General features: G+C 33.9%; 26 protein-coding genes. 6 read left to right on the top strand and 20 right to left on the bottom strand.

What is annotated here, in order from left to right:
- Positions 1–36: 36 nt before the first annotated feature.
- From MQE36_RS11675 to MQE36_RS11725, 11 genes are all read right to left on the bottom strand, one after another.
- Positions 37–2760 carry a hypothetical protein gene (locus MQE36_RS11675; RefSeq protein WP_242936154.1) on the bottom strand — a complete coding sequence of 908 codons (2724 nt, stop codon included), beginning with the start codon at positions 2758–2760 and terminating at the stop codon, positions 37–39.
- 457 nt (positions 2761–3217) lie between these two features.
- A complete protein-coding gene (locus MQE36_RS11680) occupies positions 3218–6325 on the bottom strand; it encodes an HsdR family type I site-specific deoxyribonuclease (protein WP_242936155.1) in 3108 nt (1035 codons plus the stop codon).
- On the bottom strand, positions 6312–7517 hold the full coding sequence (locus MQE36_RS11685) for an AAA family ATPase (RefSeq protein WP_242936156.1): 1206 nt from the start codon (positions 7515–7517) through the stop codon (positions 6312–6314). Before MQE36_RS11685 ends, MQE36_RS11680 begins: the two co-directional genes overlap by 14 nt.
- Positions 7518–7526: 9 nt before the next feature.
- Positions 7527–8678: a restriction endonuclease subunit S gene (locus MQE36_RS11690; RefSeq protein ID WP_242936157.1), complete on the bottom strand. Its 1152-nt coding sequence runs from the start codon at positions 8676–8678 to the stop codon at positions 7527–7529.
- Positions 8675–10222 carry a type I restriction-modification system subunit M gene (locus MQE36_RS11695; RefSeq protein ID WP_242936158.1) on the bottom strand — a complete coding sequence of 516 codons (1548 nt, stop codon included), beginning with the start codon at positions 10220–10222 and terminating at the stop codon, positions 8675–8677. Before MQE36_RS11695 ends, MQE36_RS11690 begins: the two co-directional genes overlap by 4 nt.
- A 91-nt stretch (positions 10223–10313) precedes the next feature.
- Positions 10314–11255, bottom strand: coding sequence for an HTH domain-containing protein (locus MQE36_RS11700; protein WP_242936159.1), 942 nt, complete (start codon positions 11253–11255; stop codon positions 10314–10316).
- Between the two features lie 27 nt (positions 11256–11282).
- Positions 11283–11852 carry a hypothetical protein gene (locus MQE36_RS11705; protein ID WP_242936160.1) on the bottom strand — a complete coding sequence of 190 codons (570 nt, stop codon included), beginning with the start codon at positions 11850–11852 and terminating at the stop codon, positions 11283–11285.
- Positions 11853–12066: 214 nt separating this feature from the next.
- Positions 12067–12501, bottom strand: coding sequence for a hypothetical protein (locus MQE36_RS11710; RefSeq protein ID WP_242936161.1), 435 nt, complete (start codon positions 12499–12501; stop codon positions 12067–12069).
- A gap of 8 nt (positions 12502–12509) precedes the next feature.
- The gene (locus tag MQE36_RS11715) at positions 12510–12977 is read right to left on the bottom strand and encodes a helix-turn-helix domain-containing protein (protein ID WP_242936162.1); all 468 of its coding nucleotides are present in this window, start codon (positions 12975–12977) and stop codon (positions 12510–12512) included.
- Between the two features lies 1 nt (position 12978).
- Positions 12979–13548 (bottom strand): hypothetical protein, encoded by a 570-nt coding sequence (locus MQE36_RS11720; protein ID WP_242936163.1) that lies wholly within the window; start codon positions 13546–13548, stop codon positions 12979–12981.
- A gap of 773 nt (positions 13549–14321) precedes the next feature.
- Positions 14322–14537 carry a helix-turn-helix domain-containing protein gene (locus MQE36_RS11725; protein WP_242936164.1) on the bottom strand — a complete coding sequence of 72 codons (216 nt, stop codon included), beginning with the start codon at positions 14535–14537 and terminating at the stop codon, positions 14322–14324.
- Between the two features lie 113 nt (positions 14538–14650).
- Here MQE36_RS11725 and MQE36_RS11730 point away from each other — a divergent pair, with 113 nt between their 5' ends.
- The 6 genes from MQE36_RS11730 to MQE36_RS11755 all read left to right on the top strand — a co-directional run bounded on the left by MQE36_RS11730 (position 14651) and on the right by MQE36_RS11755 (position 18304).
- The gene (locus MQE36_RS11730) at positions 14651–15838 is read left to right on the top strand and encodes a HEPN domain-containing protein (RefSeq protein WP_242936165.1); all 1188 of its coding nucleotides are present in this window, start codon (positions 14651–14653) and stop codon (positions 15836–15838) included.
- A gap of 18 nt (positions 15839–15856) precedes the next feature.
- Positions 15857–16207 (top strand): hypothetical protein, encoded by a 351-nt coding sequence (locus MQE36_RS11735; RefSeq protein ID WP_242936166.1) that lies wholly within the window; start codon positions 15857–15859, stop codon positions 16205–16207.
- Positions 16207–16545 carry a hypothetical protein gene (locus MQE36_RS11740; protein ID WP_242936167.1) on the top strand — a complete coding sequence of 113 codons (339 nt, stop codon included), beginning with the start codon at positions 16207–16209 and terminating at the stop codon, positions 16543–16545. Before MQE36_RS11735 ends, MQE36_RS11740 begins: the two co-directional genes overlap by 1 nt.
- Before the next feature lie 5 nt (positions 16546–16550).
- Positions 16551–16868 carry a hypothetical protein gene (locus MQE36_RS11745; RefSeq protein ID WP_242936168.1) on the top strand — a complete coding sequence of 106 codons (318 nt, stop codon included), beginning with the start codon at positions 16551–16553 and terminating at the stop codon, positions 16866–16868.
- A gap of 90 nt (positions 16869–16958) precedes the next feature.
- Entirely contained in the window at positions 16959–17963 is a 1005-nt protein-coding gene (locus MQE36_RS11750; protein ID WP_242936169.1) for a virulence RhuM family protein/type II toxin-antitoxin system death-on-curing family toxin, read from the top strand.
- Positions 17960–18304, top strand: coding sequence for a DUF3024 domain-containing protein (locus MQE36_RS11755; protein ID WP_242936170.1), 345 nt, complete (start codon positions 17960–17962; stop codon positions 18302–18304). The genes MQE36_RS11750 and MQE36_RS11755 overlap by 4 nt, the downstream gene beginning before the upstream one ends.
- 297 nt (positions 18305–18601) lie before the next feature.
- Here the strand turns inward: MQE36_RS11755 and MQE36_RS11760 are convergent, their stop codons facing one another.
- The 9 genes from MQE36_RS11760 to MQE36_RS11800 all read right to left on the bottom strand — a co-directional run bounded on the left by MQE36_RS11760 (position 18602) and on the right by MQE36_RS11800 (position 25349).
- The gene (locus MQE36_RS11760) at positions 18602–19048 is read right to left on the bottom strand and encodes a DUF6730 family protein (protein ID WP_242936171.1); all 447 of its coding nucleotides are present in this window, start codon (positions 19046–19048) and stop codon (positions 18602–18604) included.
- A gap of 12 nt (positions 19049–19060) precedes the next feature.
- Positions 19061–19930 carry a relaxase/mobilization nuclease domain-containing protein gene (locus tag MQE36_RS11765; protein WP_242936172.1) on the bottom strand — a complete coding sequence of 290 codons (870 nt, stop codon included), beginning with the start codon at positions 19928–19930 and terminating at the stop codon, positions 19061–19063.
- Positions 19927–20244, bottom strand: coding sequence for a mobilization protein MbpA (gene mbpA, locus MQE36_RS11770; RefSeq protein WP_242936173.1), 318 nt, complete (start codon positions 20242–20244; stop codon positions 19927–19929). Before mbpA ends, MQE36_RS11765 begins: the two co-directional genes overlap by 4 nt.
- Positions 20245–20346: 102 nt before the next feature.
- Positions 20347–21207, bottom strand: coding sequence for a toprim domain-containing protein (locus MQE36_RS11775; RefSeq protein WP_242936174.1), 861 nt, complete (start codon positions 21205–21207; stop codon positions 20347–20349).
- 203 nt (positions 21208–21410) lie between these two features.
- Entirely contained in the window at positions 21411–22616 is a 1206-nt protein-coding gene (locus MQE36_RS11780; RefSeq protein ID WP_242936175.1) for a primase-helicase family protein, read from the bottom strand.
- A gap of 54 nt (positions 22617–22670) precedes the next feature.
- A complete protein-coding gene (locus tag MQE36_RS11785; RefSeq protein ID WP_242936176.1) occupies positions 22671–22952 on the bottom strand; it encodes a helix-turn-helix transcriptional regulator in 282 nt (93 codons plus the stop codon).
- Between the two features lie 622 nt (positions 22953–23574).
- Complete coding sequence (locus MQE36_RS11790) at positions 23575–24735, bottom strand: site-specific integrase (RefSeq protein ID WP_242936177.1); 1161 nt, start codon at positions 24733–24735, stop codon at positions 23575–23577.
- A gap of 52 nt (positions 24736–24787) precedes the next feature.
- Entirely contained in the window at positions 24788–24976 is a 189-nt protein-coding gene (locus MQE36_RS11795; RefSeq protein ID WP_242936178.1) for a helix-turn-helix transcriptional regulator, read from the bottom strand.
- Positions 24969–25349, bottom strand: coding sequence for a helix-turn-helix domain-containing protein (locus tag MQE36_RS11800; protein ID WP_242936179.1), 381 nt, complete (start codon positions 25347–25349; stop codon positions 24969–24971). Before MQE36_RS11800 ends, MQE36_RS11795 begins: the two co-directional genes overlap by 8 nt.
- Positions 25350–25519: the final 170 nt, after the last annotated feature.

Here is a 25519-nt window from a genome sequence, read left to right on the forward strand (position 1 = left end):
TTTGGTGATATTCAACCGTATAATGCTTATGATATTTCATGGGGTTTCTTCTGCTACGGAATAGACCTTTTCCTTGTATCCAATACGTCCGTCTTTTGTAATCATTTCTATTATAATGATGTAAGCGCCTTCAATATCACCATTATAGAAACTAATCGATTTATTTTTGTCAGTATGAATCTTTGTGCTGGGCTTCCAGTAAATCAAGGACCGTAGATCGGTTTTTGGTGTGTGCTTTGCCAATGGACTTTCATAAGTTGGGCTATAAAACTCCTTTACAGGAGAGAACAGCTCGACAGAAGTAGTAAGCGTGCCCGGTTTAGTCCGTCCCGAACTGTAAAATCCTTTCCCTTCTTTAGTAGTTATAGAAATAATATGTCCTAAAGACGGAGCTTCCAAAGGGTTTGTTTCAGGAAAAACATCCAGATAACGGGATTTAAAAAATTTGGCATATTTAATTAATTCTACACGTTCAATAACATCTGGAGATACGTACGGAACGAATTCATATTCATATTCCCTAAGGAGTTTACCATCGACCATCAGTAAAGTAGGTTCGTTCTTTCCGCCCCGGATATGCGCAAGCATAAAACCATCGGAAAATTTTTCGATTTCGATTTCATCCCCGTAATTAAACATTAGGATGCTGTAGAGACCATATGACCATTTTTTTTCTTTTCGCCTGATGTCTTCTCCCGAAATGATAACATCGGGGATTCCATATTTTTTGTAGAGCTTTAACTGAACAGATGTTAATTTTCGGTCAGAAACTACTACTTCTTCCAATTCAGTAATATCATCCGAAGGTCCGAGCATAAAATTCGAACGGATCCGCTGCTTTTGTACTTCCTTTACTGCCTTGACAATCACATCCGGTTTTCGGTAACGAACGGATTGCTCATAATCGGTTTCAGGAGGTTTCAGTGTATCTGTCAGGATATCGTAATTTGTATTGCCTAACGTATCCATGGCACTTAGGAAGACACGCATTCGTTTGCCATAAGATTGTTTCGGAAAAAAATGAAAGCGACCCAGACTATCTGTAGTTTCATTATAATATGCAACGTCATTTCCGAAAGAAAGCATATTAACAGTGATTTTATCAAGCGGTTTTTTTCTGTGTTTCGAAAGGATTCGTCCCTGGATTTCTATCCCTTTTTGGGGCCGGAAAAAAGTAGGGGAGTTGTATTGTACAGGATATTTATATCTACGCCATCCTTGTGTCAATAATAAAGCTTCCAAATCTTTTGTCCGGTGCATGCCGTTTTCGTCAAAATAATATGCCGGCTCTTCAATATTACCGCGAAGCTCTGAACTTAACAGGAAATAAGATCGGATGTTATCTTTTTTCCCCTGATGCCACAACTTCTTATTGATCACGGCAACAGACATATCTGCAATGGTTTCTTTTTTATCATTACCGGGAAGCCGGATATCCAGTTTGGTCTCTTCCCTTCGTTTGTAGACTTCCTTATCGGTACTCAATGCAATATTTAACGAAGCTTTGTCAGGCTGATTGAAGAATAAGCGCTCAGCAACGGGACGCTTTTTCTTATCCAGAAGTGTAAATACCAAAATTCCTTCCGGGAGCTCTTCCGTCGATAACCTTTTTGTTAAAATACCATTCCGTAAAGGCCCCTCTACTAAAAAATAATCAATCCCCCGACATGCTATTTTTATGTAGGCATAGTCGGCCTGTACATTAGAATATACACGAATCCAGACTTTGTCTGCAATTTGGGATACAGATAGGATACTTCCTTTTGAACTTACTTCGGGCAGCGGATATGTATATGTTTTAGAAGGATCATCCGGAGAAAAAGCCTTCGCATGATATGTCCTGGAACTATCGGGTTGAAGAAAAAAGAACCCCATGCCTAAATTATTGGTTTCGAATTCGGCAAAGCGTTGCCCTTCGTTGTCAAAAATAACCCCTTGTGTAGCGATGCCTTTACCATCGGCGCCCAAAGACTTGATGCCGATTTTATTTTGAAATCCGTGAACAAGATAACCGCTTTCGGGAAAAAACCGAACGTCGATCGTATCTTTTAGCAAAACGGTTTCATTGTGTTTTATTCCATCCGGATTACTGACCTCTATCTTTATCTGGTTTGCAGTTCCGTTAACGATGTATTCAAAGGGATAATGTTTTTCTTTATCCCTCTTTACGGTTATTGAGTCCTTCTTCTTTCCTTGGTAGATGTACAGGGTCGTACTTTTTTGTTCATTAGGTAGTAAAAGTCTCCCTTTTAAAAGGTAATGGCCAGGTTCTTTTTCAATTACCGTTACAGCATCTATAGGATTCTTATTTAGCTTTTCGGAAGCAGAAACAAGATCGATATAGGACTCAAAAATAAAATCATCTCCAAAGTTACGGTTCCATTGTGTATACGCACGGATCAGGTATACCCCTTCGGAGAAACCATTTCCCAATTCAAAAGTACCATAACCGATCCCTGCGGTTAGTTTTACTTTTTTGTGAGATACAACCTTACCCTTTGGATCGATCAGGTCGACATTTAGTAAGCCGCTGTATATCGTATTGGAATGATATTTTGCTTCAGCGACAATAGCTTTAAACCAGATATCTTCATCTAAGGCATACACGTTTGATGTAAGCTGCAGATATATTTTTTCAGCAACGGAAGTATTCGGTTTGTCGTTAAACTTCTGTGAATGTAGATAAAAAGGCATCACGAAAAGAATTAATGCAACTATATTTATGACCTTTAGCACTACAAAACCGGATTTTTTTTTCACCTTCTATACCTTTAAAGAAATCTCCATTAAATATAATATAAATAGTTGATTTTGCTGAAATTAAAGAAAAATATACCGAAGGATTAGAAGTACGGCATGGCATTATTTTTAATGCATAAACTTATTTGCCGATACAATATGTAACTTTCCTTATTTTATAGGTGTTTAGAAGCCATGAGGTGCAAATGGGAATCAAAAAAATATTGCTGTTTTTTTAGGATGGTAATATCTTTTTCATTTTATTGGATAATATGTTTCGATCCTGTTAAATGACAAATTTTAGCTTAAAATTTCCCTCATTCTAAAATTTATTCTTTTGGAGAGTTATCCTTATCAACTTTTTTGGTTCATCAATTGTTAAGTCGATTAAAACTGGAATTTGACCCCTTTGAATCTTTCAAGGAAGGCTAGAAGTTGACTTAAGCGAATTTAAAATATGTGTGTTATCATATGGAATTCATATTTGCCCACCCACACCTTTAAACTTCTCGACAAAGGATGAAATCTTTTGGAATACTCTTTGCTTTTTAGTTAGGTATTGTGGGTTTAATGGACTCATTTTTGGTAATATGGAATTTAGTTCTGTGCCGTTCTCGCTGGCGTATTCACGTCTTAATGAGGCTGTGATATAACGCTTCGCTACTTCTTCATTTAAATTTTCATCTGTAATTAATTCGGTTGCTTCTGTTTTCTGTTTGCCTTGAGCATACGCGAAGAACGCATCAATGATTGTTGCTTTTTCTTTTATTTCATCTAAATCTGTTTCATTGATAAAATCGACTACCAAACTTTCTTTTGCTCTATTCCCAACACTTGCACGAATGATGCGTCTTATTTCTTCTACTAATTCTGATTTGTTTTTTGTTTTCTTATTATGCTCAAAAATCAATTCCAAAATGTAGTCTAAGTTGATTTCCTGTGATTTTAATAAATCGACTTCAAATACTACCTCATCCCAATCGATACCAGATTCTTCTGCTTCCTTGCCTTTTCGCTCTCGTCGTAACCAATCACGAATGTCGCTATAAGTAGAGCGATAATCTTGGATGGTTCGTTCAGCCGGCAATTCAATTTGTTTCATTACGGCAATATCTTCATCTGAAACAAAATAAGTTTCTTTGAATGCTTCCACAGCTTCCGGGTCGTTTATATCAATATCCTGGAATGCTTTAAGGTTGGAAAACTCATCATAATTCTGAAGTATATTTTCTACTCGTAAATATTCCCCAAATAGTTTTGAAAATTCTTTTTTGTCCTTCTCTGTTACAATAGCATCAGGGTCTGGGAATTTTTCTTTTAATTCCTTAACTACTTCAATATAACCACGACGTGCACTACCTGTTGCAATATCTGTAAACCCTTCTAAGTATTCTTTATAACTCTTCTCTAATACCACATTTCTTGTGCTGCTATCACCAAAAAGGGTAATGGCATCAATAGTAGCTTGTTCTAAATCTCTAAAGGTTACAATATTCCCAAAGGTTTTTGTTGCATCGTAAATACGATTGGTACGTGAAAAGGCTTGCATTAAGCCGTGATAACGCAGGTTTTTGTCAACAAATAATGTATTGAGGGTTGGTGCATCAAAACCTGTTAAAAACATCCCTACTACAATTAATAAGTCTATTTCCTTATACTTAACGCGTTTTGCAAGGTCTCTGTAGTAATTCTGAAACTCTTTGCTTTCAACGCCATAACTGGTTCTGAACATGGCGTTATAATCGTTGATAGCCTGAGTTAAAAACTCTTTGGCACTTAAATCCATTGCCGTTGGTTCAAAAGTTTCATCAGGGATTTCACCTATGGCGTTTTGTTCTTCATTGGCTGCAAAAGAAAATATAGTCGCTATTCTTAATGGCTTATCACTATCTTGTTGTAGGTTATTTAATTCTTCGTAATAACATTTTGCTGCATCTACACTACTAACGGCAAACATGGCATTAAAACCGCTGTTACCTCCCTTAGTTCTATGCGTTTTCTGTCTGTAATGCTTTAAGATGTATTGTGAAATTTCTTTGATACGAACAGGATGCAACAATGCCTTTTTGTTTTCTGCTGCACTTAATTTAGTTAGATCCTGTTCTGTTTCGATGCCTTTAAACTGTGGGCGAACATCGTTATAGTCTACTTTAAACTTTAATACTTTTTCGTCTCTTATGGCATCAGTAATCACATAGGAATGTAGTTCACGACCAAAGACACTTGCGGTAGTTTCTGCACCTAACGCATTTTCGGGAAAAATAGGTGTTCCTGTAAACCCAAATTGATAGTATTTTTTAAACTTCTTTTTAAGGTTCTTTTGTGCTTCACCAAATTGAGAACGATGTGCTTCATCAAAAATAAAAACGACCTGCTTTTGGTAGATATCCAAATCGTTCTCACTTTTCATAAGATTATTCAATTTTTGAATGGTGGTCACTATAATCTTATTATCCTGTTTTTCGATGTTGCGTTTTAAACCAGCGGTACTATCAGAACCATTGACACTATCTGGAGAAAAGCGTTGGTATTCTTTCATGGTCTGAAAGTCCAAGTCTTTACGGTCTACCACAAAAAACACTTTATCTATAAACTCCAATTGCGTTGCTAATCTTGCTGCTTTAAAACTGGTGAGCGTTTTACCTGAACCAGTAGTATGCCATATATAGCCACCACTTTCTGGATTAGACCATTTTTTAGCATTAAAAGAACTTTCTATTTTCCATAACATTCGTTCTGTTGCCGCAATTTGATACGGACGCATTATCAGTAACGTGTCACTAACATCAAATACGGAATAATTAAGCAGTACATTAAGCAGGGTTCGCTTTTCAAAAAATGTAATGGTAAAATCCTTTAAATCCTTTATTAATGCATTATCTGCTTTTGCCCAATTCATGGTAAAATCGAAGCTATTTTTATCACGTTGTACGGTGTTGGCAAAATAGCGGCTGTCTGTACCATTTGAAATTACAAACAGTTGTAAATATTTAAATAGTGAATTGTCTGTATTGAAACTTTCTTTAGTATAGCGATGTACCTGATTAAAGGCTTCACGAATAGCCACCCCGCGTTTTTTTAGTTCTACTTGCACCAGAGGCAACCCATTAACCAAAACAGTAACATCATAACGGTTGGCATGTGTACCCTTTTGCTCAAACTGTGAAATGACCTGTAGTTTATTGCGCGTGATGTTTTTCTTATCTACTAAATAGATGTTTTGAATATGCCCATCATCAAACACAAAATCGTAGATGTAATTATCGTGTATCTTTCTTGATTTATCCGTAAGGCTATCACTAGGTTTATCTAAATACTCCACCACAAAACGCTGCCATTCCTTATCGGTGAATTGCATGTTGTTAAGTTCCTGCAATTGCATACGCACATTAACCAATATACGTTCTTGACTGTTGATTTGCGGCACAAATTCATAGCCTTGGTGTTGCAAATCCTGAACCAATTCTCTTTCTAAATCTGCCTCTGTTTGATAGCTTGCAGGCGCTTCGTTAAGTTCTGAAAACTTTTTGTAGCTATCTAAAACAATAAAGTTGTTGGATTCTGCTATGGTTTTATACTGTTGCATGTTCTGATTGTCTTATTTCCGTTTCAGTACCTGAACTTTCTGTCAATTGTAATTTGAAACTATGTTTAAGTAAAAACTGATTGAAAACTTTTATGAAAATATCTTTTTCACTTTCTTGGATAGTGGACATTTCATCTCCAGAAAACTTACTGTGACTGTATAAATTAATAAGGCGAATCGCGACTGATATTTCTTCAGCAGAGACATATAGCTTAATTAGGTCTTCCCAATGATTATATCCCAAATAAGTTGAAGTTTTCTCTAAAACATTTCTTAACAGGTTAAAGTGATATTTATATAAATTGCGTGTACTAACAACATTTTTAAGTTCATCTAGTAAAAAAACATGATAGGAAAAAGGTGAATCCTTTGAGTCCTCTAACAAGTAAGTTCCATCATTTAATTTCTGAAATCGGTATCTTCTTGTATTTCCTACACGATTCAACTCATTAAATAACACATTATAAAACAATGGGTTATGAGTTGAGACAATAAACTTCAAATTGGTTTCTTTTGCATTCTTAATTAACGTTGCCAAATCTACTGCCAACTCAATTAAATGATTATCATCTAAAGAACTAACAGGGTCATCTATAAAAATATATTCTAAATCATTGAATTTATCTGAAGACCTTTCATCCTCATTTTCTTTTAATAGCTGAACAATATGTTCTATCAAACTATAAAACACACACCAGATAAAGTTACTTTCTTCACCTTTTGAAATTTTTATATTTTGTTCACTATTATCACCGCCACCTTGATAAGCAAATGTAATTTCAGAAAAGTCATCATTAAAAGATGGAGTTATTTTAGAAGTTGTGTAATGTTGAAAATTACTTATAATGTTACCATCTTGACTTTCATCTTTTAAAAATCCAAGAGCTAAATCAGTAAAACCATTCGAGTGGACTAATAATTTCCTTTCTCTATCGTTAGGTAAATCATTATCCCAATAAAACAAATCTTCAGTAAAGGCATTGTAATACATTATTTTAATACCAGAAGCTTCTTGTTCACCAGTATCCTCCTCTGAATTTTTTGGTGCTATTAACTCTTTAAACTTACGAGATAGACGCGTTTTTCCAGTGCCATTGAAGGCATAAATTAATTGAATCTTAGCTTGTTTTTTTCCTTCCTTCTTTGTTGATGCTAATAATCCTCTTGCAATTTCAGTTAATGATTGACTCATGTTATTTGGTTAGTTTTCTGTATTTGGAAAGGTTAACAATAACTCACGGTAATATTCGTATTGTTTTTGCCTTAGTTCTATTTCTTTTGGTAAACCCTCTGTAATAGATGTAGTAAGGACATCAAATTTATCTAAGATGGCAACGATGCGTTCTTTTACTTGAATACTAGGATTAGGGATTTTTATTCTGTTTAGATTTTTCTTATTTAATTTTGGTTGAGCTGCACCGGAGATATAAGGTATTAGGTCTATACTATTTAGGTAATACTCAACAAATCTTCTTTCCGCATAACTGTTAAATTTCAAAACGTGAGCATGATTATTTACCCAATTTTTTCCACTTATACTAAATGCTATTGGTGTATTTCGTGCAATTAAATTTGCACCATCCTCTGAAACTAATAAAAAATCTCCTTCAAAAATATACCCCTTAACATAGTCAACTATACCCGATGCTCCATAATAGGGTATGTTACCCGGCTCTCTTAAACCACTTGTTATAGGTTTACGCATTGAATCAAGGTTTTCAGCTAAGTTCCCTAAATCTTCATACTCAACCTCATTCTCATCAAAACTCAACAACTGTTCTCGATAATAGGTATATTGCTGTTTACGCGCTGTAAGCTCTGCTGTAAGCTCTGCTGTAAGCTCTGCTGTAAGCTCTGCAAACTTATCGAGAATATCAGCTATTTTTTGTTGGATTTTTAGAGATTTTTTAGGGTTTTCTGGGCATGGGATAGGAAATTTTTTGTTGGCATAACTGCTAATCCATTGTCGTTTATGGTCACCATCCACTAATCCATTTGGTAATGTATTTAACCAATAATATATATACTTCAGCAAAGCCAAAGACTCATCTTTAGAAGTTATCAACTTAATTGCAGAAGACTTCACTTTAAAATCGAAGTCAACCCATTTATTGGCTGTCGTAAAATCATCGAAAATTATTACAGGTTTTTCAGATGCTTTATATATGCCATTAGTTTCATCCGTATATCCTAAAATAAATGTTTTACCTGCAGTCAGAACAGGTGTTTCATATTCATCTTTGTATTCTTTAGAGTTTACACGGTATTTTGTAGGTTGTTCATAATCTGTATATTCACCCAAAGTTTTCCATTCAACCTCATGTCCCTCTAATAATTTATCTAAATAACTCATGCCTCAATTTCTTTTATAACTTCATCAATATCAGCACGTAACTTGTCTATTTTCTTTACTGTTGTAGTAATTTCGTTATTAAGCTTTAAAATGTCTATTTTCTCCCGGGTATCTTCAGCTTCTATATATGAACTTACAGATAAATTATAATCGTTTTCCGCAATCTTGGTATTATCTATAGTTGTCGCTACGTGAGCTACCTCTCCTTTGCTATCGAACATTTTCATCACCTTTTCAATGTGGGTGTCGGTCATCACATTGTTGTTGGTTTCTTTTTTGAAGTAGTCTTCGCCACTGGCATCAATAAACTGAGTTTTGGTATCTGTTTTCTTTTTAGATAATACCAAAATATTTACCGCTATGGATGTACCATAAAACAGGTTTGGCGCTAAGGAAATGACTGTTTCCACAAAGTTATTATCTACCAAATACTTTCTAATTTTCTGTTCTGCACCACCACGGTAAAAAATACCGGGGAAACACACCAAAGCAGCCCTACCTTTGCTCGATAGATAACTGAGTGCATGTAGTACGAAAGCAAAATCAGCTTTTGATTTAGGTGCTAGTACTCCTGCAGGTGCAAAACGGTCGTCGTTTATCATAGTTGGGTCTTCACTACCAATCCATTTTACAGAATACGGTGGATTAGACACTATGGCATCAAATGGTTTTTCGTCACCTAACTCTGGGTGTATTAATGTATCGCCATGTACAATATGAAACTTATCGTAGTTGATGTTGTGTAAAAACATGTTCATACGTGCCAAATTGTAGGTGGTATGGTTAATTTCCTGCCCATAGAACCCTTCCTGTATAATATGACTGTCAAAATGTTTTTTAGCCTGTAATAGTAAGGAACCCGAGCCCGCTGCAGGGTCATAAATTTTGTTTACCGTTGTTTGCCCATGCATTGCCAATTGCGCAATGAGTTTGGATACATTTTGAGGCGTGAAAAACTCACCACCAGACTTCCCTGCATTGGCAGCATAATTGGAGATTAGAAACTCATAGGCATCGCCAAACAGGTCTATTTGATTGTCTTCAAAGTTTCCAAATCTTAAGCCATCAACGCCTTTAAGCACTTTCGCCAAACGGTCGTTTTTGAGCGGTACAGTATTACCTAGGCGATTACTCGTAGTATCAAAATCTGCGAATAATCCTTTAATATCTTCTTCTGATGGATAACCCATAGCAGAACTTTCTATAGCAGAAAATACAGCAGCCAAATCGGTGTTTAAGTTTGGGTTGTCGTTTGCATTTTTAACCACATTTACAAACAACTGACTAGGATAAATGAAATACCCTTTTGTTTTAATCGCATCATCTTTTATTTCGGAAGTTATAACGTCGTCTGATAAGTTGGGGTAATTTACGCTATCATCGCCTCCCTCAATATAATTGGTGAAATTTTCACTAATGAAACGGTAAAACAGCGTTCCTAATACGAATTGTTTAAAATCCCATCCATCTACAGAGCCACGTACATCGTTGGCAATTTTCCATATTTGACTTTGTAATTCAGCTCTTTGTGCTATGCTTGTCATTATTTTTAATTATATCTTAATTTTCAAAAGTACTATTTCTCATGTAATAGTCGTGCTTCCCTTTTTATGGAAGGCTATAGTTTTATATTTTTTACGAAATGTTTTTTATCAATTTAATTAACTTTTCATCCTCCAGTATTTTATCGTACATTTCTTTTCTAATTTCATGGCTTTTTAAATCAATTTCAATTCTTTTGATGAAGTTTTTAAAATCGGGGTTCATTTGTACTAATTTATTCAAAGTCTCCCAATCTAAGTTTTCTCTATATTCAGGTAGTAATATCACTTTTGAATTATTCGGCTCAAAAATGTCTAAATGTATTACTCCAATTCCAAATGCAGATGAAAGCCTTTCAAGTTCAAGTCTAAACTCTTCATCTTCAGATATTTCAGCAGAAACTAAATAACTCTCGTTGGCCCAAGAAGAATTAGAGACTGCTTGAAAAAACTTTTCTCTAAGGGTTGAAAGATTAAGTTCTTTCTTTATTTCAAAGGACTGAAGTACAATTGAGGTGTTGCCTATAGAACTGCTGAGTTTTAAAACACTATCATCCCATTCATCGATTGGAAATTCGCAACCTACCATATCTGGATGAACCCATTCTCCAAATTTTTTCTTTTCTGATTTTGAATGACTTATTGTTTTTGTAAAGGACTTAAGGGAATAAAAAGCAAAGTGTGCTAAAAAATGATGTAAATCTCTTTCTGTATATTTATAATTTGATTTATTCTTAGTAATTATTTTTGTTTCTTCTTCAGTTTTGCCAGCTTCATATTCACTAAAATCTATGTTATACTCCTTACTTGATAGGTAAAATCTTTTAGGCCTTCTTCCAACAGTTTTAAAAATTCCTTTTGGATTATCACGAGCAATTACATGAAGTCTTGCACCTAGTGTGGCATTAGGGGTTTTACCTTTACTGTTTAATTTAGAGTCTAACCCTTTATTCACTGCTATTTCCCAAATTTCAGAAATAGTTAAAGGTATTTCTGAATCTTTAAGAACTAATTCTGCAAGTTTATGGAATGTCATAATATTTTGAATTTTATATAATTAAGGCTATAATATGGTTGTTATAAACCCCAAAAATGTAGTAATTGCAAGTATCAAGTTAATAATCTTTTCATATTTTTGATACCAATCACCGATTACGGTATTCCAATTCCTATGCGATTGGTTTTTTGAATTTATGGGAGGAGTATTAAGAACAATATTTTCAGCGCCGGTACTTTGACTTAATTTAGTTTTATGAAATTTACCTTCTAAATAAATTTTCCCTTCTTTTTCTAATTTTTTTATAGCGTATCTTTCAATACCAGGTGTTGATTTCGTAATTGTATATGAATTACTTTTTATTTGATTAAATACTTTGTTTATAACCCAGTGGTCTATCCCTTGAGTTATAGCTTGAGCACCATCATCCGTTAAAGCGTATTTAACCTCAGAATCGATTTTTTCTGTTGTTATCAATCCCAATGTTATAAGATCTTCACATTTCCTTTCAACTGAGGTAACTCTAATTGGGAAAAATGCTCTTAATGTCATAAAGTCTAAATGGTCACGTTCAGAAAGTATCTGAATAATCTTTTTCTCTATATTTCCTGGTTTGTGATAATCAATTTTCCTCATTTATAAGATTATATTCTTTCAAATATAACAATAAAACGTAGTTGCTTCTTAGGACATTTTTAAGTAGGGCTAACAAATCATTAATGTTCCAATCTCCTTACGGAAACTCTTAATCTTAAATTCTAGCAAAACAAAAGTTTTAGATGGACTTAATTTACCAGTTTTTACTAAATTGTAGTTTGTAGGAGTTAAGAATGAGATCAAATTTAATTGATCAAAATTCAAAACGTACATCTTCTTGAAGCATGTTATTAACATCAATTGTAGGTAGTATGAATTCATTAAAGGGAGTGCCATCTGTTTTAGCATGTAAAATACCTCGTGCAGATCCGATAGTTAATACCGCAAAATGAACAGCCAGATTCTTTTTTACAATATATTTATGTTCTCCTTGTTTTATTTTACTTAAAAAATCATTTTTTTCAATTTCAAATGTAGCTTGAACTTCAAGTAAAAGAAAAGGCTGACCTTTCTTTTTTTCAAAAGAAAAACGAGTATTACAAGTAACAATATGATCATCAATATCCAAACCGAACCCCAAACCTGTAATAAGATTTGTTTCACCAGTTTTTTTGTAGGCAGTATCAATAATTGCAAAAGATACAGTACGAAGCCCTGTGAAAGCGAAGCCTAATTGATTATAAGTCATTACCTATACTAAATTTGATTTGCTGTATATCTATACGAATCCATATTTTTCATATTGGTGTTCAAAACAGGATTCCGTTTAGTGATTCTTTTTGAAGTAACGATTTCTTCTATTACCTTTTGTTTACGCTTATGAACAACTTGCATAGAGTAATGAAGGACAGATTTATGTATATTCGAAATCGGCTTAATTTTTGGGGAGGTAATACTCACCTCTAGTGCATCAGCGATTTTGTCTAAAGTATCAAATGTTAGGTTAGCTTTTGCGCGTAAAATTTTGTTAACCTGTTGTGCACTTACTCCCATTTTATTTGCTAAATCAACTTGTTTAATCTTATTTGATTCCATGTACTCCAATAGCTCTAAAGCGAAATCTTGAGCTCTTGAAATATTTCGTCTGTTGGTACGATCTTCTTTTGCTCGTTTTTTCCACCTCAGAGATGTTTTAGTAACTGCCTTATTTAAGTTTTTATCCATATTATAATTCTGTAGCATCAGTAATTTTCTCTTGTTTTAACCAAGCTTTCAAATAAGTCATTTTTTTAAGCTCCATTTTTAAAGCTTTCGAATGATTCATTTTGTCAACCAATTTAATTCCGGCTCCCGTTAGAATAATGGCGTTATTTCCAACAAGCACCCCATACAATCGGATTAAAGACCCATGGGTGTATGTATACATCTTTCGCCTTCCCGGATCATCATAACGTTCTGATTTTGATAATTCTTTAAATTCATCAAATAAAAGATCAAAACAATCACCATTCTGTGATTCTTCAGTTAATTCATCTAATTTGTCAAAAAGATCTGCAGATTCTTGTAATACATCAGTTGCTAAATAAGTTAAATTATGATTTTTAAATGCACCTTGCTTCCATCCTGAATTAGTAGATTTGATAAAATTGCGCACAAATAATGGATCTTGGAGTTCATTTTGTATTTTATCCAATTCTGTTTCATACTCATTGGGTGTTTGGTAAAAAGGACAATTAACAAATTTTGCTATATATATGCCTTGATATTGTTCGTCAAATGTACGGAATATTTCCATAAAATCAACCTGTAGGTTTATTTTTGATTCAGAATTAACATTTTAACGACCGTGAATCTGATTAATTAGATAGTTCTCATTAAGGTAAAATGTAATGTATTTAATAATTAAAGTATAATTCATAAAACTAATATTTTAAAAGGTATTTTATTAAAATAATATAATAGTAAATAAGAGGAAACTATAGAATAGTTTATCGAAATACTGTAAATATAGAAAAAACTGGTGTTGAAATAGGGAGGGACAGGCAAAGAATTTTATTTAAAACTGTTTAATAATTGATTTATTCTTCCAAAGAAACCTAAAAATTACCAAACCAGATTAAGGTAAACCATAAACCAAAATAAAGATAACCCCTATGTGGTTTATTAAATATCTTTTCTCAATATTATTTCAGAAAATCACTTTTAATGTCTTTTAATGAAGTGAGGTTGTTTGTAATTTAAATGTTTGTATGTTGGCTGGGAAGCAAGTGGCATTTATTGAACATAAAATACTTTGTGAAGTTAGGATAAGTTGATAACTGCAAGTTGTTCGTGCCAAACGGGGGAAGTAGGAGTCTCTCAAGACATAACTTTCTTCTCAGCATAATTACTTTTCAAATTCATACTGCACTTCATAGATTCCTGTTATTTAGTGGAACGTTGAAATCGAAAAATGTTATGAGAATAAGAAAATCGTGGAGGGTTCCTGTTTTTATACAAAACATTATTATTTACACCTCCATATATTGGGTTTGTTTTTAAAGTAGAATTTAATTGATAACATAATCCTTAAAACTTAAGCAAAACAAATAAGTCTACTTCCAGAACTTTAGCTAATTCGTATAAAGAATAAATAGTTGGATTAACCTTTCCATTTTCTAATTTTTCAATGGCCTGCCTATCTTTACCACAAGCACGAGCAAGATCGGACTGATTCCATCCTTTCTTATTTCTTAATTCAATGATTCGTTTTCCTACTTTCTTTTTTAATTGATCCTTTGTCATACAACAAATGTCATTTTATTATACGACATTCTTGTCATATTTTAATATGACATATTGTGGTTTTTTATATATTTGTCATATAATAGTATGACAAAATAACATAATATGTTATCATGATGGAAGATTTAAGAAGCAAAAGAGGGCAAATAATTAGTAGGTTAAATAACCTATTAGAGCTAAAGTATATCTACAAAACAGACTGTTTTGGAACATTTTTATTTGTCATAATCCTTAAAGGTAACTGTTCGTCTTTAACCCAGGAATTATCTGCCATGGTCGCCAAAATATTCCAGGAAGAAACGGACTCACTGTTCCGCATATTTTCTTTTGAATACGCCGAACAGCAATTGAGGAAAGGGAACTTGTTCTTTTTACATGGGTGTAGGTGGGGTAAGGTGGTCTTTAAAGATTCAGATTCTGAATTGGATGTTTTCCATGAATATACAGCTAATGAAAAAGCAGTAAATAACATAGAAGCTAGCTTTCAAAGGGAATACACTAAAATAATGGCTTTTATGGATGGAACAGTCTTTTTCATTGAAAAGGAAAATTACCCTCAGGCTGCTTTTATGCTTCATCAATATATCGAGTTGTGGTATCGCTATGCAGCACTGTTTATTATGGGCAAGGAGCGTAAGAGTCATAACATTAAAGAACTGCAAACATACCTCAATGTATTTGCTCCTCAACTTGGAAGGCTATTTAATACCGAAATAGAGGAGGAGCGAATACTGTTAAAACTACTCGATGACGCATATGTAACCACTCGTTATGGTAATAATTACCATATCACCAAAGAACAAATTGATCTCATTTTAAAAAAGGCAAGCGTGGTTGAAACTGTTGTAAGTAAGTTATTTTATGATAAACTAGAGGCTTGTGAACATTCTGAAAATATAACAGCAGTAAAGAGTTCATGTAAACCTCCTGATGACAGTCCACCATTTCCAACTAAAACATATAAAGGACTTTTAGATCAAATTACAGAGGAATTATCCAACCGGAAAGAACATTTAAAACCAGCGGGATATCAATGTAATGGTAAACCTATGCAGAAAAGTGAGTTTTCCATAGGCGATAACGACGAATTAATGTTTAGTATTTCGTGCTTATTAAAAACATGTGTACTGGCATTGGAAGGTCAAGAAACTTTTGGATTATCTCCTTTATCAAACTCAAATCCTAAAGGTAATGTTGTGGTTGCTTTAGAGTTTATAATCGGTTTACTCCCTAGGAAGCAGATGGTCTGTCTTGATGAGATCTCAAAAATACTTTCAAAAATAGATATAAAAGAAGTTTAATGTTAAAACAAGTCTGTTATGAATTCAAATGAAGAAAATTTGATTCAGAGTTTGAAAAACCAAGCTATGGATCATCATCCAACATTAAAACCGCATGGTTTTTTTAAAGATAAATTCCAGGTGAGTCTTTTTTATGTAAATAATCATGCAGAATTATTATTTACGGTTCGAGCACTCACGCATCTTGCTTTAAGAGTGATTGATCCTGAACTTAGTGAAGATGATATATCTGGAAGAAATGAAAAAGACTATATCCGTCAAGCATTAACCATAGCAAATCGTTTGATGCCACAGGGAGAAGAAGCTTTTATGGATGTTATCAACCAATACTACAGAGAAGAAAAATTAAGAAATAAACTTGACGATTGATGAAATTGGTGAAAATGGAAAAAGAAGTTGTATTACAGAGAATAAAAAAGTTGAGCAGCAACCATCTTACATTGTTGGAACCCTGTCCGGGTATTCCTGAAAAGGATATGGTACTATTGCCCCTGGACAATTATCGAGAGGCAATGGATCTTACCTTGTATTTACTAAAAACATGTATTATGGCCTTACAGGGCGATTATGTAGCCGATTTTGTCGTTGGAGAACCGGAATTTAATATCGGTGAGATTTTAAAACTGGTCACTAATCTTATGCCTTATGAGGAAATGGAGTTTTTGGACCAGGTTAGTGATTTGATGAAGGAATTAGATAAAAATTAATGACCATGAAAAAGAAAGAGATCAAAAAATTACAGGCATTAGCCCAAGGGAAATTAAACACGATACGACCTTCTAATGTTAGAGAGGATAGATTTAAAGCTTCTTTTTTAGAATTTAAGGGCTATTTAGACCTATTTGTTACTATTGAAGCCTTATTGAACGTGTGTATATTGGCTAGTCAGGGAGATTCTTTTTCACCTTCATTTGTGAAGTGCCCTGAGGAAGAGATTCAAAAAACCTTGGAACTTGCCGTTCAACTTTTACCCTTTGAGGAAGGTGAGTTTCTCGATGAAGCTTACCATATGCTTAAAAAGAAGACATAAACTTTCCTATCTAATGAATTGTGCTATTACATACAATTCGAAAATGGTTAAAGTACCTTCTGGTATTAATTTCCTAATATTGTATTTGCTATGGAGAAAGAACAAGAACAAATAATTATTTATGAGGCGGAGAATGGCCAAACGCAGATTGATGTAGCGTTTAAAGCGGAAATGGTTTGGCTTACCCAAGCACAAATGATAACGCTCTTCGACTCTAGTAAAGCAAATATTAGTGAACATATTAAACATATTATAGATTCTGGTGAACTAGATGAGGAAGCAACTGTTCGGAAATTCCGAACAGTTCAAAAAGAGGGTAGTCGTGACGTGGCTAGAAGTAGACTTCATTACAATCTTGATATGATTATATCCGTAGGTTACAGAGTTAATTCCAAAAGAGGAATATTGTTTAGGCAATGGGCTAATAAAATTTTAAAAGAGTATTTATTACAAGGTTATGCTGTCAACGAAAAACTTCTTCAGGAAAGAACTCAACAGTTACAGGAACTAAAAAACGTGGTCCAGTTACAAGAAAAAGTAATTTCAGAATATCCGCTTAATACTGACGAGTCGACAGGTCTTATAAAAATCATTGCTCAATATTCCCGGGCGTTAGACCTATTAGATGATTATGATCACCAACGCTTGAGTTTGCCGGAACAGGGGAGCCAGGAGGTGTATAAAATCTCCTACGAAGAAGCCCGAAAAGCTATTGATGAATTAGGGAGACAAACTAAGTTTGAAGGACTCTTTGGAAGGGAAAAAGACGATTCTTTTAAAGGTTCGCTCGAAAACATTTACCAGACATTTGCCGGCGAAGATCTTTATCCAACTATCGAAGAAAAAGCTGCCCATTTACTGTACTTTGTGGTTAAAAACCATTCATTTTCTGATGGCAATAAAAGAATTGCGGCTTATCTGTTTGTATGGTTTTTAGATAGAAACAATATTTTATTTACCAAGTATGGTAGTAAGGTTATCCCTGATAATGCATTAGTTGCATTAACGTTATTAATAGCTGAAAGCAACCCCAATGAAAAAGATATGATGATTAAAGTAATCGTTAACCTTATTTCTAGAACATCAACCGAATGACAAAAAATACATTAGACATCAACGAATCGACCATAAAAAGATTTGTAGCATCAATACGACCGGAAGATTTAAAAATTCGTAAACAACTTGATTACGGTTATACTTATGATGGTAAAACAGCTATACTTTATGCAATCCGACCAGTTTGGAATAACCCTAATGAAATTCAAAATATAGAATTTGCAAAAATCCGATTTTATAAGTCACGTAAAGAATGGAATCTATACTGGATGCGTGCAAATGGAAACTGGGAAATTTATGAACCATTTCCAAAATCATCTCATTTAGAAAAGTTGATTGATGTAGTGAAAGAAGACAAACATGGCTGTTTCTTTGGGTAGAATTAAAATATCATTAATATGGTACACAATATAGATGTTCATTAAAGTGATTGTTAGCCCCATTTCAAAAACGCACATCTTCAATCCGTTGGACAGTCAAGTAATTCTACTCCTGCCAAAAAAACTAGCACTTTCAAATTATATGTAAAAACATATAAAATCATTGATTAGCACAACATTATATGCATTTACATATAATGTTAATGCGACCTCCGCATATAATTTGTTTTATCCGTTATGGAACACAAAGCTTCAATACAGCACCCAGCAAAGCCCCATAATCTTTCCATAACTTGCCTATTTTGCTTTTGGTTCTTTTTTATTAATCCAGGCTTTATAATGAGCGTCAGCTTCCGGAACCTCTTTTAGAAATCGATTAAAATGTATTTTAAGCGATTTCATTTCATCTTGTGTTTTTTGATTTTGGTGCCGCTGATAAAAGCTATATCCAACCGATAACAAGAGTAAAGCAGTTATCGTATAGAATAACACAATCATCCATTTAGGTATGACCCTTGCTTTTGTAATAATTGCATGAATACCTTTTAATTCACCTTTGTTATAAAGATCGTATTGTTCCATCTTTCTAAGATGTTCCTTTAATACAAATTGAATCTGAGAACTATCTGCCTTTACCTGTACATTCGATAGTTGTTTTGAAAGTTTTTCAAGCTTCTCAATAGCTGCATTAAACCCTTGTATTTCTTCGGTTAACAATTCTGCTATTTCTTCTAGTTTTGCCATGTTTTCATAGTATTAATACCCGATTCCTGTATCGATTGCTTTTTTAATGAGTTGCTTTAATGTCTTTTCAGCCAGTTTAGTAGCTATGTTGGGAGATAACAATGTTGTCTTTCCTAGTAGTTTAATACTATTATCCTTTACCATTTTTAACCCTCTTTGATTATGATTAGAAATGGCTAGGGTTAGTTTACTGCCAGTCATACTTCGATGGACCTCACTTCCTTTAAGATTATGTGCCTTATACTCAAACCGGAACCCTTGTAATTGATTTGATTTGTTAATGAAGGGAATGACCTTCACTTTATGCTTTTGCATCTGTTTGATGTATTGATCAAAATCTTTAGGTCGCTTATTGTGCATCACTTTTTCATGAATCTGCCTGATTTGATCTCGAATGTGTTTTAAGGATTGTTCCTTTTGTTGCTGCACTTCCCTTACGGTGGTCAGCCCCAACTCCTGAGCGGTCTTTTCAGCCGCCTGCTGACTTCTTTTGCCAATAAAGCTGTCATTGTAGGTCTGTCCTTTAAAATCGATTCTATTTACGTACAAATGAATGTGAAGGTGTTGTTTATCTCGATGTACAAAAGCAATGGCCTGCCGCTCTTTAAGTCTCATATTTTCCACGAACTTCTCGGTAATTCTGGCAAGCTCCTTTTTACGCAACGTTTTACCATCTTCAACAGTGGGACTTATAACAAAACTCAAGGTGTTCTTTTTACATCTATTATTGGTTTGTTGAACGACCTGAAACTCTTTGGTGATTTCTTTCGGATTCTCTCCGCAAAGATGTTGCTTGTAAACAACCTCTGCTTCCTTTTCTTGGTTCCATCCATATTGCATGGATGCCCCGGTATGTGCTATGGATTGTCCTTTACCTATCATTTTTTAAAACTCATTAAATGGTGTTTAATCTCCTCTGCCAATTGATAGACTTCCTGTTGTAGCTTAGGGTTCCGTTTTTTAAACATATTTCCAATGCGTTTAAAGTTGTGGTGATACTGTAGGAGCGTTTTGTAAATTTCTATCTGCTGATCGGTAAACCGCTCTACAATCTTATCATCCAGAGCCACCATCCGGCAATAGGCGCTCAGACTTAAATTGGCTCTCTTGGCTTTTACCTGCAAGAGCCTTTTCTCAAATCGGGAACACCGAAATTTGATATAAGTAGTCTTTATTTTTTTTCTAGATTTAGCCATTGTGTTTTTACTTAATTATAAACCATGAATACCTCTTTGCAACCTCCGGGCGCAAAGCAAGATTGTTTTTGTGGCAACAAAAACACATCTTGAAATTCTTACTCAGCCGGATTGTTGCTTTTGAAATAACCACCAATCATTCAAATCGTTAAATCCTTCATATAAATTGGACATATCCTTACAATGAGGGTTTTGTGTAAGTAAATATTGAGTTGCTTTTCTTCCTGCATTATCACGATCCAGATAGAGATAAATAGCCTTGTAATCTGTTAAAAGCTTAGTTGTTCTTTTGATATAAGCCACAGAGTTCAGTACTAAAAAATCATGAATCGTTGCTAAGGTGGGGGAATAGGATAAAAGAGAAAGCAGGTCAAACAATCCCTCACATATAATAAGGCTTGTTTGGTTGGTTTTAAAAAGGCTGATATCTTTTGGAGAAGACCCATTTTTATAGAATTTATTTCTTAGTTCATAGCCTCCAGATCTATTTTGTAACCCAATAGCAAAATACTTTTTACCCTTACATGTGTAGTTTACTTCATAGCAATAACGGCTGGCTATCTTATAGTCAATCCCTCTTGATTTTAAATAGTCCAGTAGGGCAGGGTGTTGTAACTTTTTTACTGATAATATTTCTATACCGCTATTATCAGGATATGATACTGGCGCCTCAGTGGTAAAAGGAATGCTTTCATCATTTAGAAGATGTAGCGCTTCTTTAATCGAGCATTGTTTAATAAGGCATACCAGGTCTATTACATTACCACCAATACCTGCTCCATGATCATACCACCGATTTAATTTTAATGACACTTTGAAAGAGGCTTGGGTTTCTGACCGTAGTGGACTTAGAAACCAAGCTTCTTTCTCCGATTTTCTATTGGGAAAGTGCCCTAGTTTAGCAAGTGTTTGCACGATGCAAATACTACGGGCTTTTTCACAATTTAATATTTCTTTTTTCATGAGTCTATATTTTATTTTTTTTGATGATTTGATGACCATCCCGGGTAATTCCTTTACAGTACTGGCTTCCCAGCTTCATCGTTTTTTCATCGTTTCATCATTTTTGATTTTGTTACTTTTATCTCAGTCATCATTTATTATTTTGATGACAGAGTGATGACAATTTGATGACGGCCTAATGCCTTATGAATGCTGGGATAGGCCTAATCTGTCATCAATTCATCAAAATTTTTAGTCAAAAATTGCTTTTGAACAGAGAAGTATCTTCCTTTAGCGTCTTCCATATTGATCTCCCCATTACTCCAAATGGTGATCTTTTGATAGCTATTTGAATTTTTCTGATTTTCTAGTTTCCATTCTTTTTTCAGCAGCCGTCTTAGTTGAGTAAGATCTGTCCTCACCCTTGTTTTATTAAGAATATGCAAAGCATCAATAGGGCAGATGTCAATGGAGTCAAGTTCGAACTTGTCCATAGCACTCAATAGAATGCTTGCCAGTTCTTTTTCCACCCTGTTTCGATTGTGTTTTATTAACTTGTTGAGCGCCGGAGTATAAATCTCTTTTGAGGTGAACCACATTCGGGTAGCCTGATTGGTTTTGAGTTTGCGGTTAATCAGGAAATAAAGAAAAGCAGGGATTTCTTGGATAAGGAGCTCTAAAAAGTTTGTTTCTTCCTTTTTTAAAGATGGTATTTTCCGAATCCAAAAACGGGTTTCATTAGCATCAATTTTGATAAAATTTTCTTCATTATTACTGCAGAGAATAAATTTTCCGAAGAACTCAACCTCTCTTTTGTCCTTACCCTTGGCCTCCAATTTATTCCTATTGGTGGTGCTTAGGTATTTGATGCGTTCGGTAAGTTCCTCCTTATTAAAGAGCACTTCATCTATGCAGATAAGTAACTTATTGGTCCAATCAGCATTAAACTGACTTCCGAAACTATCATTGGTCAAATAGGTAAGGTTGTTTTCAAAAATCTCTTTTAACCACTTTAAAAAAGTACTTTTTCCGGTGCTACGTTCCTTGGAGACCAAACAAAGTATGGGGAGGATTTGTGTGGGTCTTAGGTATAATAGCTGCAAATAATCAAGCCCTAACTCCTTTTGCTTCCCAAAAACATGATCAATAAATGACAATGTGTTTTTAATACTTCCCTTTTTTGGAATGCTTTGTAGTGGAGAGTATATATTATAAAAGTTATGGTGCTCCTTTTTAAAGTCGATATGGCTTGGGATACAGGTAAACCCATCATATTTTGGAACCTTGCTTAGAAAATCCTTTCCATGATCTTGTTTTATGATGTGTGCGTTCCAGGTCACCAGCAATTCATTAAAATGACCCGAAATGGTTGGAGCCTTGACTAATTTATAATACGTTGTACCCACCCTTATATATGGTATTGTTTTCATATAACTATGATTTACAGTCTAAAGGACTAATATGGAAGCCGATGTTAAGTTGGCCTATCGTTTTTTCAGGACATAATCCAATGCCTGTTTTTGCAATTCAGACTTGGATTTGCGATCATTTCTTAATAGCCATTGATTAAGGCGGTCAATATCGAAGAATATCATCTTCCCATTGGGTTTACTATGAGGAATGATGCCTGCAGAGGTTAGCTTGTAAAGGTAGCTTCTGGATATACCAGTGTAATGACAAGCCTCTTCCAAAGTGAGTACTTTTTTAGAACCCAATAGGAGACTTTCAATCCTATCGAGTTTCTCTTGTAATTTGATGTTGTCCATTTTATCTGATTTAAAGATTAATAATGAACAAAGCGCTTTGTTTCTTTTAGTAGAATTCTAGAAATAAAAGTAAAAAGAAGGAAGGTTTAAATGGTGCTACGTGTAAGTTTGTTATTCACAAAATACTGACTATTAGTGGCTTGTATTTGTTTGGGTTCAAATGATTTTAAAAATAATTAAGCTCATTTCATGGAATTTGAAAAGATATGATTTGCTATTAAATTCTATTGTGCTAAAGTGTTGAAAAATAGAGTTATTAACAATGAAAATTAAAGAAACGTCAATTTGAATCTCAAGAAATCTTCGTTTTAAGTCAATTAAAACCTCTGAAATATCAATTTATTTGTAGATACAATATTATCAAATTCTAGTTTTACAACTTTAATTAGTGGCTTTCCTCAATTTCTTTATGCTGACAATAATGTACTTTATATTATACTAATAAGATCTTTTAACGCCTTATAACATTGAAAACACAACTATATTGCATTAAATGCACCTTAGGAAATGAGGAGTATCATATTTTACAAGGCATGTATTCACATCATTTAATCAAAACCATTTGCTAAGGCTGACTGATTTTATTTCAGGTAATGATGCAATCCTGAAGACTATTTTTATGTTACCCAATATCATCTAATAATTCCAGTTTCGGAACTAAATTAGCAGCTTCTTTCATTTTCTTGTCTATGATTTTAGCATAGATCTCTGTTGTGCGAATTTCACGATGACCAAGTCGTTTTGAAACCGTATAAATGTCTGCACCATTTTCTAACAATAGTACTGCATTGGTATGTCTGGCAGAATGAAAAGTAATGTGTTTAGTGATGCCGGCATCCATACACCAACGAAGTAATTGAAGATTCATATGCGCGCTATAACGAAGTCCTTTAAATACTCGTTCATTTGGTTGTTTACGTTTTCCGAGGATAGTTCTTGCTTGTTTAGAAATATATAAATATTCAACACCATCGGTTTTCTTCTGTTGAAAAACAATTCTGAATGTAGAATTACCGGAATCATCATTTCCTTCATCTCTGACTTCTGACCATTTTAATTTGTTAACGTCAGACCATCTAATTCCAGTGAGTGATGAAAAAAGAAATGCGCGTTTCAATAATGGAATGGAACATGGTGTTTTTGATAAGGTTTGTAACTCATCAGAGGTAAGATATTCTCTGGTAGATTCACCCATTGCAAAACCCTTCACCTTTTTAATTAGGTTTTCTTTTAAATAACCTTCTTCAAAAGCTGCATTCAAACAGGCTTTAAATTTATTAAAATAGGTATGCTTAGTGTTTTGAGAGAGTTTTTTTTGACTTTTGGTTACAGCTACCGTATCTAAATGTTTTTTAAACCCTTTAATGAAATCTATGTTTACATCGGCGAAGGTTATATGTGGAGCACAATACTGTTTAAGGTGTTTTTGTGCGGCATCCCAGTTATCGTAGTTACCTTTATTTTCATAACGTTCTTCTTTCTTCTGCTCATAATAATCTAGAAAACTAATTTGATCTTTAAATTTATTATGGAATTGATATTTTCCCTGATATACTTCAGCTTTTCTAATGGCTAAAATCTGCTCAGCAAGTTCTAACTGTTCTTTGTTCTTCTTCCTGTCCTTTGCTGTTTTAGGATTGGTAACTATATATAAATTTAGGTATTCAAACTTTCGAATAAGTTTAGTTTTACCATTGGCATCGGTTTTATGTCCTTTATAAAATTCAATATAGAGACTAGTCTTTCCTGATTTTAACTTCTTTTTTCTAAGATGTATTTTCATATTCTTTGATTTAAGTTAGTATCAAAAGTTTTAAACTCCAATATTGATGTTACTAATCAAATAGGTTATCAATATCCGATCGCTTTATTCTAGTAAGTCTTTTACCAAAATTCACAGCTTTAATACGTCCATGGTGAATATTTCTATAAATTGATTTTTCTGAGCAATTTAAAAGTATGGCAACCTCTTTTACCGAAAGCATTTCTTTTTTCTTTAAAACCTCTAAATCAATTTTATTCATAGCTAAATAATTTATCAAGATCTGATCGCTCAACGATAATCTTATTCATTTCAATATTAATTGTCCTTAGTCTTCCCGACTTAATCATTTTATATACAGACTGTCTTGAGCAATTAATAAGTTTTGTGATATCCTTTACAGTTAAAAAATCTTTTGTTTTAATGAGTTCGATTTCCTGGACCTTGTTTTCAAAAGCCTGAGTTTTAATTTTAATCGTTTCGGCATTGGATTTCTGAATTTTATTGTCCTTAACCTTTGCCTTATACGCTCTACTATTACATCTATGAGAACAATATTTGGTCACGGTTGTTTTTGCTACAAACTCTCTATGGCAAAACTCACAAATACGTATTATTTCAATATTTGAACTCATTTTTGATGCTTTTTAAGGTCCTTATCGGATGATATTGGTTAATTAAGAGTCATTAAGGGACATAAGGGACATCCGAGGTGTAAAATTTACACCTCGTCACAAAAATACTAAAACGAGGTGTAAATGGGGTGTAAAATTATTGAAATAATTATCCTACAAATAGAAAATAA

The sequence above is a fragment of the Zhouia spongiae genome, assembly GCF_022760175.1.
Taxonomy (GTDB): Bacteria; Bacteroidota; Bacteroidia; order Flavobacteriales; family Flavobacteriaceae; genus Zhouia; species Zhouia spongiae.

Excerpts from the sequence above, each read along its gene's own strand:
- MQE36_RS11680 (WP_242936155.1), bottom strand. The coding sequence starts at position 6,325 with ATGCAACAGTATAAAACCATAGCAGAATCCAACAACTTTATTGTTTTA.
- MQE36_RS11685 (WP_242936156.1), bottom strand. The coding sequence starts at position 7,517 with ATGAGTCAATCATTAACTGAAATTGCAAGAGGATTATTAGCATCAACA.
- MQE36_RS11690 (WP_242936157.1), bottom strand. The coding sequence starts at position 8,678 with ATGAGTTATTTAGATAAATTATTAGAGGGACATGAGGTTGAATGGAAA.
- MQE36_RS11695 (WP_242936158.1), bottom strand. The coding sequence starts at position 10,222 with ATGACAAGCATAGCACAAAGAGCTGAATTACAAAGTCAAATATGGAAA.
- MQE36_RS11700 (WP_242936159.1), bottom strand. The coding sequence starts at position 11,255 with ATGACATTCCATAAACTTGCAGAATTAGTTCTTAAAGATTCAGAAATA.
- MQE36_RS11705 (WP_242936160.1), bottom strand. The coding sequence starts at position 11,852 with ATGAGGAAAATTGATTATCACAAACCAGGAAATATAGAGAAAAAGATT.
- MQE36_RS11710 (WP_242936161.1), bottom strand. The coding sequence starts at position 12,501 with ATGACTTATAATCAATTAGGCTTCGCTTTCACAGGGCTTCGTACTGTA.
- MQE36_RS11715 (WP_242936162.1), bottom strand. The coding sequence starts at position 12,977 with ATGGATAAAAACTTAAATAAGGCAGTTACTAAAACATCTCTGAGGTGG.
- MQE36_RS11720 (WP_242936163.1), bottom strand. The coding sequence starts at position 13,548 with ATGGAAATATTCCGTACATTTGACGAACAATATCAAGGCATATATATA.
- MQE36_RS11725 (WP_242936164.1), bottom strand. The coding sequence starts at position 14,537 with ATGACAAAGGATCAATTAAAAAAGAAAGTAGGAAAACGAATCATTGAA.
- MQE36_RS11730 (WP_242936165.1), top strand. The coding sequence starts at position 14,651 with ATGATGGAAGATTTAAGAAGCAAAAGAGGGCAAATAATTAGTAGGTTA.
- MQE36_RS11735 (WP_242936166.1), top strand. The coding sequence starts at position 15,857 with ATGAATTCAAATGAAGAAAATTTGATTCAGAGTTTGAAAAACCAAGCT.
- MQE36_RS11740 (WP_242936167.1), top strand. The coding sequence starts at position 16,207 with ATGAAATTGGTGAAAATGGAAAAAGAAGTTGTATTACAGAGAATAAAA.
- MQE36_RS11745 (WP_242936168.1), top strand. The coding sequence starts at position 16,551 with ATGAAAAAGAAAGAGATCAAAAAATTACAGGCATTAGCCCAAGGGAAA.
- MQE36_RS11750 (WP_242936169.1), top strand. The coding sequence starts at position 16,959 with ATGGAGAAAGAACAAGAACAAATAATTATTTATGAGGCGGAGAATGGC.
- MQE36_RS11755 (WP_242936170.1), top strand. The coding sequence starts at position 17,960 with ATGACAAAAAATACATTAGACATCAACGAATCGACCATAAAAAGATTT.
- MQE36_RS11760 (WP_242936171.1), bottom strand. The coding sequence starts at position 19,048 with ATGGCAAAACTAGAAGAAATAGCAGAATTGTTAACCGAAGAAATACAA.
- MQE36_RS11765 (WP_242936172.1), bottom strand. The coding sequence starts at position 19,930 with ATGATAGGTAAAGGACAATCCATAGCACATACCGGGGCATCCATGCAA.
- mbpA (WP_242936173.1), bottom strand. The coding sequence starts at position 20,244 with ATGGCTAAATCTAGAAAAAAAATAAAGACTACTTATATCAAATTTCGG.
- MQE36_RS11775 (WP_242936174.1), bottom strand. The coding sequence starts at position 21,207 with ATGAAAAAAGAAATATTAAATTGTGAAAAAGCCCGTAGTATTTGCATC.
- MQE36_RS11780 (WP_242936175.1), bottom strand. The coding sequence starts at position 22,616 with ATGAAAACAATACCATATATAAGGGTGGGTACAACGTATTATAAATTA.
- MQE36_RS11785 (WP_242936176.1), bottom strand. The coding sequence starts at position 22,952 with ATGGACAACATCAAATTACAAGAGAAACTCGATAGGATTGAAAGTCTC.
- MQE36_RS11790 (WP_242936177.1), bottom strand. The coding sequence starts at position 24,735 with ATGAAAATACATCTTAGAAAAAAGAAGTTAAAATCAGGAAAGACTAGT.
- MQE36_RS11795 (WP_242936178.1), bottom strand. The coding sequence starts at position 24,976 with ATGAATAAAATTGATTTAGAGGTTTTAAAGAAAAAAGAAATGCTTTCG.
- MQE36_RS11800 (WP_242936179.1), bottom strand. The coding sequence starts at position 25,349 with ATGAGTTCAAATATTGAAATAATACGTATTTGTGAGTTTTGCCATAGA.